The following is an 11,296-nucleotide window of genomic DNA, read 5'->3' on the forward strand; positions in this document are numbered from 1 at the left end:
TCAGTTTTTACTTTTTGCACCTGAGGCCTGTGATGCAGCATCAAACACCGGAAAATATCCGCTTCAGGGGCTGGGGAAGACCGGTTTGCACAAGGGGGGTGGCTACCTGGAATCGCGGTTACTGCCGGACCCAATGGACGTCAGCGGGTACCCCCTGCTTGCTGGGTCCGCAACAGTCCAAGATCCTTTCTCGCCGCGGGGCGAGAAAGCCCACTACAACGCTGGACGTGTAGTGGTTTGCCGTTCGATCAAATGCGTTGGCAGGATGATGGATTTGTGTGGAGTTTCGGGGGAAACGGGATTTTCAGCCAGCTTTTCACTTTCCTCCACGCTCCGGCGAGCAACCTCGTCGATAGGAACATGCACCGTCGTCAAGGGCGGCGTGAATACGCTGGAAAACTGGATATCATCAAAGCCAATGACGCTGAGGTCTTCCGGCACCCGAATATTGCGTTCCCGTGCCTGGAGGATAGCCCCCATGGCCATAGCATCGTTGATGCAATAGAGCGCTGTTGCCCGATCGCTGTGCTTAATAAGCTCTTCCATCACCGCCCGCCCGCCCTCGATGGTTGGGGCGTTGAAACAAAGGTTGGCGTTGTCGAGTTCGAGTTGATGCCGTTGCATCGTCTCCTCAATCCCCCGGCGTTGGCTCAACGTGTTGGAATCTCCCGCGGAAAATGCTCCGGCACCAATAACGATGCGGCGATGCCCCAGCGAGATAAGGTGCTCGATCGCCAAACTCGCGCCGCCTTGAAAATCAGGCAGGACCGAAGTAATCCCCCCCAGCAAAACTTCTTGACCGACATTGACGATGGCCAGGTTCCGCATCCGAAGGGCTTCGATGAGGGTCAGATTGACCCGGCCCGCGCAGAGGACCTTATTGACCGTATTGTTGCGGATGGGCAACGGGAGCATCTCCGGGTGGCTCAAATAGTCCGTATCCACCGAGAACCGGCATAGGTGAAAATGCCCGTCGGGTTCGGGAATGGAGTTTGTAACACAGCTGATCAGGTCGGCGTAATAGCCCGTTCTGAACTTCATCCCGGCAGCCGATGACAAAGCGAAGCAGTAATCACTGAGTTCAGGACGAATTTGAGCCTTGGAGGGCGCATGAAGCGGCTCGTAACCAAGATTGCGGCAGGCATCCATGATGGCGGCGCGGGTTTTATCGCTGACTCGCCCTTTGCCATCGGCGCTGCGGAAAACCGAGGAGACTGCGGAAGGAGATACTCCCGCTGCTCGTGCAACTTCAACGATTCCAACGCGTTTTTTGGGAGCCGTAGCCTCGGTCATGGTTTGAACTTTTTTGGATGAGTATGTCAAAACTTGACTACAATTAGCCGGCAAAGTCAAACAAAAGCCTTGGTTTTGAATCTCCCCATCTCTGGCCCATGGGCAGGGCACGCACTGGATGGGATTTTCCTGCTTCCGGTAAGGAAAAGACAACCCATATCAATGATAATTCTGCAAAACATTCATAACGGCACACCCTTGGATTGGGTTGGTTCCCGTCGTGCATAGGAGAGGATACGTGGGAGTCCACTCCTGACCACCCGCCCAATAAGTTCCGCTGACACCGTTGCTTTGGAGATAGTACAAGAAGTTGTCGATTACAATGTTCCAACGAGGATCAGGGCTGGCCACATTGGTGGGAACTCCGTATTCTCCGATTAATCCCCACGCTTTCCTTAGCTTAAGCCATCTGACAAAGGAGGAGACGCGATCTACACCGATGTTGGGATAGGCGTGATTGGAATCGTACGTTCCACCATACGCCCCTCCGGCTCCACTGTCCCAGTAACAATGGGCTGAGTAAATAAGCCGCCCCGCCGGATCATTGACATTAAGATTGGCGTTATTGGTCATCCAATTCGATGCGCTTGCGTAACCATCGCCTTCGACAATCACATAGTGAACCGAATCGCTCTGCCGGACGCCGTTGACCCCATATTGTGCTGCCGTGGCCCACGTTGTGCCGGTGTTATAGGGTTCGTTCATGATGTCATAGCCATAAATTGCCGCCGCATTTGGAGCAGCGACAAAATGATTGGCCAGTTTTTGCCAGACATCCTGGTAGGCTGCGTAAGGCACCTGTGTCGTTCCGATGAGATAGGCCGTTGTTCCGCCCCCGATGGTGTAGCGATCATAGTTGTGCATATCGAGAATGACCTTCATGCCGCGCGCGTTCGCCAAGGACAAGATCGTGTCGAGATTTGACATAGCGGTCGTATTCAGAGCCCCATAGAGGGTTGGTTGCACCCGCTCCCAAATAAAAGCGATTCGGACCAAGTTCATACCTTTCCCGTGGTAATAATCCCATTGAGCCGCCTGAGTGGGATATTTCGCTGTACCGGCGAATCCCCCGCCAGGCAGGTTTACTCCAAACATGCGAGCAGGCCGATTTACCACCGTAATATTTCCCGTGCCACTGAACGATAGACTCGAAGCGGCGTAAGTGCCGACCGGCTTTGCGACACTAGACACTTTCAAGCCGGTCACCGTAAGATTACTATTGAGGTTCACGACATTACCCGCCCCAAACTCCAGCGAGCCTGCGGTAAAAATGTCGCTCGGAAATGTGGTAACGCTACTGCTGTACTGATCAAAGTTAATTTTTCCGGTATAATTATAGGCATCGGAAATATTAATAGACATGTTCCCGCCGCCGCGCCCATCCATGGTGAAATCGCCGGTTCCAGACAGCACCCCCAAATTAATATTGAGCCCGCGTGTGGAAGCAGCGGTATCAAAAATTGTAGGGCCCAAATTGGTAAAATTCGAAACATTCAAGTTTTCAATCACGCTCTTTCCAACCGAAATAATTCCACCCATGGAGCAAAAATTAGGGATGCTCACTGCGGTCGAGTTGCTCGTATCTTGCAGATATACCCCTCCATATGCCGTTCCGCTAGCCATCGTCAAAAGCGCTCCGCCAAAGGTCGAATCAGAACTGGTGGCAGGAGTGCGCAGATTACAATAGCCATTGGTAAAATAATTGTCATTGCCGCTGATCGACAGAGGGTTTGTTCCTCCGGCAGGGCTTGAAAACCAGTCTGCAAGGGTATTCCAGTCATCGGTGGCGGGTTGAGCTGCATGCAAATACCACGAAGCAGGAGGACCAACGACCACACACCCTGTTCCGCTAAAACCGAGAGCAGCAGCGGAGTAGGTTCCGCCTGACATGGCCGTGCCACTCACGGACAGTCCGCAAAAGGTTGCCGTGTAGTTGAGCGTCACAGAAGTCCCGGCGCCAACATCCAAGGCCCCCGATGAAGTAATCGCATTTTGAAAAGTGAACTGACAACCGTCTGCAATGTACAATGTCCCATAGAATTTGGCAGCGGAGCCGACATTAAGTAAAATGGAACCTCCGCCAACCCCCAGCATGCACAAGTCACCGCTTCCGGAAATCGTTCCTATGGTGATATTAAGGCCACGAGTGGCGTCGTAGGTGCTAAAAGTCGTATTTCCGATATTCGTGAGATTCGTAATGCTCAACGGAAGCACCCCGGACACCGAAGAATAATTCCATATTTTTCCACCGTTGGATACCATGTTGGGGAACAAGGCTACCGCCGGTGCAGAGGTTCTTAACCATAGCAAGCCAGCTTCGCCGCCATTTAGGACAAGGCTGCTTCCGGGAAATGTAAGCGTTCCACTAGTCTGAGCTGGCATACGGGCGGCATACCCATTCAGGTCGAAGTTGTCGGAACCTGTGATTAAACTGGGGTGTGATCCTCCCGCGAAGGGTTGGGAATACCAATCGGACAAGGTATTCCAGTTCTCTGAACTGCTTTGATTCGCCTGGAGATACCAGGTGGCGGCCCTGGCCGCAGTCACTTCCACTAAAAGCATCAATATCGAAGCTCCAATCGCCATTTTGGAGCGGCGCCACCGGCTAATCCCGTTCGGGTTTGTAGCCGTCCCTGTCACTAGCCCAGAGAAAAGATTATTCATAATCGCTCATCCTTATTAATGGTTTTCCACAGCAATCAAAATTTGTCCCAAACGAAAAAAGGAGGCTTGGAACACCTTTGGTGATGTTTCCCAGCCTCCCTCTCGCACGTCGTCCAACTCTGTTTCCTACATGGTTACTGCCGCATATTCGCCTTGCGCGTTCTCTGGAACCCAATAAGCATTCCCATTCCTCCGATAATTATCGCCCACGTGCTCGGTTCGGGAATCACGGCCAACGTGACATCGTTAGCAAGGGCTCCGGAATCGGAATTCATATTATAGTAAATCTGATATTCGATCCCCGCATACGTAAAGCTGCTGTTGGCAACTGTCTGAAGCTCTCCATTTACGTAAACCGAACTGAACGAACCGCTAACACCCACATCTCCGGAATTCAATATAAGCGTGACCTGATCCCCGATTCTCGTCAACCCGGTGAGGGTGGTCAAATCCAACGTTCCATTGAGCGTCACTAAACCGCCGACCTCAATTCTGGAATAATCCACTCCCGCAGTCGTGCCGCTAACCGCCAAAGTCAGCAGCGACGATGCCTTCATTGTAAAATCGCCGCTAATTCTGGTAATCCCGCTGCCCGGAGCCAACGTGCCGCTTAGCTCTACCGAACCCTCAATCGCTCCAGTCCCGGTCAATAAGCCAGCCACGCTCATATTCCCGGCCGCTGTCCCTGTATTGGTTAGCGTAGCTCCTGCGATGACCGAAATGGTGCCGGCGGAGGTGACGACTCCAGTTAATGCGGTGTTGCCGCTTTGCACCGTCATCTGGCTCGCCGTGATCGTGCCACTTAACTGGCTGTTTCCATTCAGCGTCGTTGATCCGACCTTCAATCCGCTGCCGTTTACAACGCCACCTTGGACCGTCACGTTCGCTGTTGTCCCGCTACCGGAGAGGGTTTTTCCGCTCTGTATGGTAATATCCGATGTGATAATCCCATCGTTTGCAATGTTTCCATTGAATGCCCTTGCCGTGGCTGTTGCGCCGCTATGGAGCGTGGCGTCGTTCTCAAACGTCAGACTGCCTGAAATCGAACCGTCGGCCACCACGTTGCCATTCGTTGTTCCACTCCCCGCGAGAACGGCTCCGACACCGACACTCAATGCTGTATTCGCAAGAGTGCCGTTGATACTGAGCGTTCCGCCGCTGACGACGGTGGCTCCGGTGTAAGTGTTCGCCCCATGGAGAACGAGATTGCCGCCAGTAACACTTAACGCGGTCTTTCCAGCGCCGTCCTGAATAACGCCGCCAAATGACCCTCCGTTGTTCACCGTCAATGTGGCGGCTGCGCCGCTATTCGTGATGAGGTTGGATCCATTGGTCCCGGTACTGTTGAGCGTTGCCACAACCTGGCCATTGCCGCCAAGATCAAAGGTCCCTCGGCTGTTGTCGGTACCTCCTAAAATGAGATTGGTACTAGTCGGCAAGGCACCGGAAGCGTTGCCATTGATCAATACGCCGCCGCCATACACCCAGGTGGGACCGTTATAAGTATTTTGAGCCGTCAGCGTCGTGGTGCCGCCGGTTATATAAAGATCCGAGTTGGTGTTGTTGCCGCTGATTGTTCCGGTCACCTTAATTCCATTCGCACCTCCATCCAGCGCCAGAATCGTTCCGTTCTTTACCAAAGATCCCGAGAGTGTCAGCAATCCGCTGCCATTATTCTGTACGGTGTTCAATCCATTCCCCAAGGCATAGATATTTTTGTCCAGCGTTCCCGTGCTGCCCTTGTATTGCATCGTGCCGGAGCTGGTTGCCGCCACCCCGAGATTGACGGTGGTTCCAATACCGAGCGATTGCCATATTATGCCCGTCGCTACCGTTTTGATAGCCAGCACGCCGTCGGCGATGGTGGTAGGGCCGCTATAGGCGCTGGTTCCCGAAAGGTAAAGTGTGCCAGATCCTGTCTTAGAAAAATTTAGAATCTTCGTTGCACTGGCATCTTTCAGTATCCCGCCATAGGTTCCAGAGCCCACCGTAAACGTAGCTATTCCGGAGTTATTGATGACAGTGCCGCCACCGCTAGTCCCATCCATCAATACTGCAACCGTCTGATTTTGTCCCTGAAGGTTGAGCGTTCCCGATTGGCTAATATAAAGCGTTGTCCCCACCGGGAGCCTGTTGGAGCCTGAAGTGAGAAAGAGGACCCCTGAATTGATCGTCGTCGATCCGGTGTAAGTGGAAATCCCCGAAATGCTCCAACCGCCATTGCCATTCTTGACAATCGAAGTGGCCCCGCCGGAATCCGTCACGGCGGCGGAAAGGGTGCCACCGGCGGTTTGAAGTCCGCCGGTCGTTCCCGTCAAAGTCAAAGTGCGCGCTCCGCTGCCCGTGTATCCAAAGGCCGGCGCTGATATTCCCCAACCTGTCCCGCCCGAAGCATCCAGCGTGGCTCCGTTCGTTCCGATCGAAATGATTCGGCTCGATAGTTGAGTCGCGGCCGTTCCTGCATATTGAAGCGTGCCTCCATTAATAATAATATTGGGGTTGCTGGCGTTGCCATTGGCTGCGGAGCCGATACTGCTGGCAGATCCCCCGGCCGTCCACAAGGTGATGCTCAAAATCCCGGCGTTGATGGTGGTGACCCCGGTATAGTTATTGGAGCCCGAAAGCAAAAGCGTGCCGGTCCCTGATTTTGTCAAACCGCTTCCCCCTGAAATGATCGCGCTGATGGCAGCACCTGCGTTAACAGAGACCGAATTTCCGCCCAGCGTCAGCCCGTAAGGCCCGGAGCCGGGGGCGATATTATAGTTACCGCTGGTCGCCGCATTAAATACAATGCCGCCAACCGTTATATTTGAGCCGAGATTGACCACGCCGGCTGCGCCATTGCCACTGCCAAAGACCGCAGTATCGCTGTTGGCGTTATTCCAAGGGGAATCCGCTGCGCCATTGCTCCAATTGGATGCGATTGTGCTCCAGAGGCTGGTTGAGCCATCCGTTGGCGCACTTGGTGAAGAGCCGCTGTTATCCCAGGTTACTACCGCACCAGGGGAATCACAGGCGAGCAAAAGCCCGAGCGCGACCACAACACGCCGGTGATTTGCCGAAAAAACAAGGTTCTCAAAGGAGCTTTTATTTAGGGAAAAGAGTTTCGATTCGGGGGTAAATTTCATAACTCAATGGGGTTTGATGTCTTTTTTATTTAATTTTTACATGTCGGCAAGTCTTTTTTACATCGCATTTTACATCCCGGGCTTGAAAATTCAAAAAACACAGATGAGAACAAGGTTTTGAGGGATTGAATTTGTACAGCTCGCTACGATGATCTCGCAAGCATCGCCACAAATATCAGGATCTTTGAGGCTGGGATTAAGGGCGCAAATCCATGGACAATCGATATTTAAAGTTGACTTTGAATATTTTTGACATCAAATTTTTACAAATCAAGAGTTCAATATCATGACGAAACCCACGCCCCCCAAAAGACGCATCGGCTTGGCTGAAGTTGCTGAAGCTGCAGGAGTTTCGCCTTCCGCAGTCTCTTCAGTATTTCGCAGCCAGGATGGCAAGGGGCGAGTCAGCGAAAAAACCCGAGCGGCCATCATTCAAGCCTGTCAACGGCTTCGCTATAAACCCCTCCGTGGCACTCCCTCCGCCACGCTTCCTTCCAAATGCAAAGATTATTGCTTTGGCTTGTCATCGGAAGCCGGAACCAATTTTCGTACGGGGTATTACGCTGACCTTATTGGTTGCGTGACCGATGACATTCTCGAGCGGGACGGGCATTTTAATTTGTGCCGGTTCAGCATAGAAATCGACTACTTGAGGCATCCGGAGCAGCTTCCTCTCCCCATCCGTAACCATACCGTCAAAACGCTATTTTGCGCGGGCTGTCCCAATCTGACTTTCATTGATGCCCTGCGGTTGCGAGGAATCTCCATCATCTACTTTGGCCGGGACATCTTATTGAGCGGAGTCACCTCGATCCTCCCTGACTATGCAGGTGGAGCACGTTCTGCCATCGGGCATCTTATCGCATTGGGGCACCGCCGCATCATGATTGGAGCGGGGCCATTTACCACCGCAAGTTACAATGCCTTGGCTCAGCGGTTGAGCATCGAACAAACGTTGAAAATGCACCGGATTGACTTGGCAGGCGATTGCATCTGCTTTTCAGATCCGACCATTGAGGGGGGCCGTGTCGTGCTGGAAAAGTTGATAAAGCAGGGAAACCGGGCAACAGCTCTCTATTGCATCAACGATGCCATGGCCGTGGGCGCTATTCTCGAGGCACGGGAGCGTAACATCCGGATACCGGAAGATCTGAGCGTTGTCGGTTTTGATGACATCCAGTTTTCGGGAGTCTTTACGCCTCTTTTGACGACCGTCCATGTGCCGATCGACGAGATCGCGAGACGAGGAGTTAAGGAAAGCGAAAAGTTGGCTGCCCATCCCGCAGCCCTCAACGCTCCACATCAATCCATCGTCCTGCCGACCCATTTGATCGAACGGCAAACCACCAGGCCCTTGGATGTGCTTCAACCCAGGAGACCCGGAGCGTTGATCGTCTCCCGCTAATATAATGGCACTCCTGACATTCGAAATGAATTCCAGGAAAAAACGAAACCCGCTACCCACAACACTCCTTTGCAAAATATGCTAGACGCTTGGTTCAACGATGCAAAATTTGGAATTTTCCTGCATTGGGGAATTTATTCCTTGGGCAATACCCGTGAATCCTGGGGGTTTTTTCGAGGGGAGATTTCTCATGCCGAGTATATGGCTCAGGCGAACGAATTCACGGCATCGAAATATGACCCGGATTCCTGGGCATCGTTATTTACCGAGGCTGGAGCCAAATATGCCGTCTTGACCACCAAGCACCATGACGGTTTTGCGTTGTGGGACACCCAGTTAAGCTGCCTCAATGCCAAAGATGCTTCACCCGCCAAGCGCGATCTCGTCGGTCCCTATTGCCAAGCCCTCCGCAATCATGGTCTTAAAGTCGGCCTCTATTATTCGCACCTTGATTGGTCCCATCCCGATTACGCAAGCGTTCTTCCACACCCTCCGATGCCGGGTGATACTCCGGAAAAATATCACAACGCATTTGCCTATCCCCAAGGTGCCGAGAATCCCGCGGCATGGGAAAGATTTTTAGCGTTCCACCGCGGACAATTGAAAGAACTCTGCACCCGTTATTCGCCGGATCTACTGTGGTTCGACGGCGATTGGGAACGGAGCCCGCAACAGTGGCGATTCGAGGAATTAAGAAACCAACTTAAGCATTGGAGCGACGGGGTTATCGTTAACAGCCGGATGGGAGATTACGGCGACTATGGCACCCCCGAACAAGCCATCCCCATCGCCCGGCCTGACGGGCCATGGGAGTTTTGTGTCACGATCAATGACTCCTGGGGTTATCGCAAAGATGACCACAACCACAAAACCGCCCGTCAATGCATCCGTATGCTGGCGGAATGTGCCGGAATGGGTGGCAATCTGCTTTTGGATGTCGGACCCAAGGCCGATGGGACCCTCCAAGCTGAACACGTTGAAGTCCTGAAAGGGATTGGTCGGTGGACCAAGAAATATGGTGAAGCCATTTATGGCACGGTCGCCGGGCTGCCCCCCGGGCACTTTTATGGCACCTCGACTCTGAATAAAGAGACCACCGTGCTTTATCTTTTCTGCTTTGACCGTCCGTACGATCAAGTAGCTGTGAAAGGAATTCATAACAAAGTTCGGAGAACAAGCATTCTCGGAGGAACCGAAGCGCCCCATCGAATCGTTGGCGGCGCTGGCTGGCTCAACCTCCCGGGCGTTCTATGGATTGACGTTCCGGAAGAACAACTCGATCGCGATGCAACCGTGATCAAAATCGAGTTAGAGGGGCCGCTTAACTTATATACAGGCAGCGGTCATGCCATCACTCAAAACTAGTTCCTCGGGGGATGCTTCTTGCTAACGCCCCCAAATGCTTTATGAACCAAAAGTCACCTTCACTTATCTTATTAGCCTGCCTGGCGTTATGCAGTCTAGCCACTCCAGGAACGGCCAATGACCTCTCTTTGCAAAACGGCCAATCCATTGCATTTCTGGGGGATTCGATTACCGCGCAAGGGGTCAATCCAGGAGGATACGTCCGCCTCGTTATCAGCGGTTTGGAGGCAAATGGAATCAAAGTAACGCCGATTTCCGCAGGTGTTTCTGGTAACCAATCGGAACAAATGCTGGGGCGTCTCGAACAGGATGTGCTCCGCAAAAAGCCGACCTGGATGACCCTCAGCTGCGGAGTCAACGACGTCTGGCATGGCGCTAAAGGCGTGCCGCTGGATCAGTACAAAAAAAACATCACTGAGATGATTGATCGCTGTCAATCCGCCGGGATTTCAGTCCTGATCATGACCGCCACCATGATCCAAGAAGATCAGTCCAACGCCCTCAATCAACAGTTGGTGGCGTATAACGATTTTCTCCGGAACTTGGCCAGGGAAAAGCATTGCCGGTTGGCTGATTTAAATGCAGAAATGCAGGAGGCGCTCAAAGAACCATCTGCGAAACCGACCGGGCGCTTTCTGACCATTGACGGCGTGCACATGAACCCCGCCGGAAACGAAATAATGGCGATTGGCGTTCTTAAGGGCTTTGGACTTGATGGCCCGCAAATTCAAAAAGCGGAAAAGCAGTGGCTCGATGCTCCCGACGGCTGCGAAGTTCCCATTAAACTGCGGATGACATTGCAGGAATTCCAACAATTCAACGCAAAGGCAAGTCAGCTGAATCGTCCGGTTGCTGATCTCCTCGAATCGGAAATAAAGGAACTCCTGAAAACCACTTTGAAACAGCAGCAGCAGAAATAAGTCGCCTATAATTCGTGTGGATCAATTAGCCGGCAATTCGTGCTTCGACCTCCGCACTCCGCCTTTACCAAGGCACCGCGTGCGAAGTTCTATATGGCGGCCAAAAGGAACTGCGTCAAAGCCATGCCCGAGGGGCCCTGGAAGCAAGCCGTGCAAGCCTTCGAACAAGCCAAGGCGCAAGTGCGTTCGCTAGTCGAGTCCCCCTACTGATCTGTCATGGATGACACAGGCGGGCACGATCCGCAACTCAATCAAAGTAGGTCATTTTAGTTGCACCATAATGCCACTGAGTTCGCAATGACGAGAGTTTCTTGAATGGAACGCCTTGCGCACGCTGTTTATTTCCAGTTATTTAGAACTGGAGCCAGCACTCGGACTCGAACCGAGGACCGTCTGATTACAAATCAGATGCTCTACCAACTGAGCTATGCTGGCGATTGGGCTCTTTTGCCTTCTCTCTCCCCCTACAAAAGGGCCGGGGTAGGATGCCCCGGCTCTTCCGTTTGCGCAAGTCTATTGCG

General features: G+C 52.7%; 6 protein-coding genes and 1 tRNA gene. 3 read left to right on the plus strand and 4 right to left on the minus strand.

What is annotated here, in order from left to right; genetic code table 11:
* Nucleotides 1-213: 213 nt before the first annotated feature.
* The 3 genes from B2828_RS14830 to B2828_RS14840 all read right to left on the minus strand — a co-directional run bounded on the left by B2828_RS14830 (nucleotide 214) and on the right by B2828_RS14840 (nucleotide 7,085).
* A complete protein-coding gene (locus B2828_RS14830; RefSeq protein ID WP_479634548.1) occupies nucleotides 214-1,293 on the minus strand; it encodes a LacI family DNA-binding transcriptional regulator in 1,080 nt (359 codons plus the stop codon).
* Nucleotides 1,294-1,452: 159 nt separating this feature from the next.
* Nucleotides 1,453-3,957, minus strand: a complete 2,505-nt coding sequence (locus B2828_RS14835) for a cellulase family glycosylhydrolase (protein ID WP_479634549.1) — start codon at nucleotides 3,955-3,957, stop codon at nucleotides 1,453-1,455.
* 134 nt (nucleotides 3,958-4,091) lie between these two features.
* A complete protein-coding gene (locus B2828_RS14840) occupies nucleotides 4,092-7,085 on the minus strand; it encodes an autotransporter-associated beta strand repeat-containing protein (RefSeq protein WP_479634550.1) in 2,994 nt (997 codons plus the stop codon).
* A gap of 286 nt (nucleotides 7,086-7,371) precedes the next feature.
* Between B2828_RS14840 and B2828_RS14845 the strand changes: the two genes are divergently transcribed.
* The 3 genes from B2828_RS14845 to B2828_RS14855 are packed head-to-tail and all read left to right on the plus strand — an operon-like array spanning nucleotide 7,372 to nucleotide 10,775.
* Nucleotides 7,372-8,490, plus strand: coding sequence for a LacI family DNA-binding transcriptional regulator (locus B2828_RS14845; RefSeq protein ID WP_479634551.1), 1,119 nt, complete (start codon nucleotides 7,372-7,374; stop codon nucleotides 8,488-8,490).
* An 18-nt stretch (nucleotides 8,491-8,508) separates the two neighbouring features.
* Complete coding sequence (locus tag B2828_RS14850) at nucleotides 8,509-9,855, plus strand: alpha-L-fucosidase (protein WP_479634626.1); 1,347 nt, start codon at nucleotides 8,509-8,511, stop codon at nucleotides 9,853-9,855.
* 41 nt (nucleotides 9,856-9,896) lie between these two features.
* Nucleotides 9,897-10,775 carry an SGNH/GDSL hydrolase family protein gene (locus B2828_RS14855; protein WP_479634552.1) on the plus strand — a complete coding sequence of 293 codons (879 nt, stop codon included), beginning with the start codon at nucleotides 9,897-9,899 and terminating at the stop codon, nucleotides 10,773-10,775.
* 359 nt (nucleotides 10,776-11,134) lie between these two features.
* Here the strand turns inward: B2828_RS14855 and B2828_RS14860 are convergent.
* Nucleotides 11,135-11,210, minus strand: a tRNA-Thr gene (locus B2828_RS14860).
* Nucleotides 11,211-11,296: the final 86 nt, after the last annotated feature.

Source organism: Spartobacteria bacterium UBA695 (assembly GCA_002298145.1).
In the GTDB taxonomy this organism is placed as follows: Bacteria; Verrucomicrobiota; Verrucomicrobiia; order Chthoniobacterales; family Chthoniobacteraceae; genus UBA695.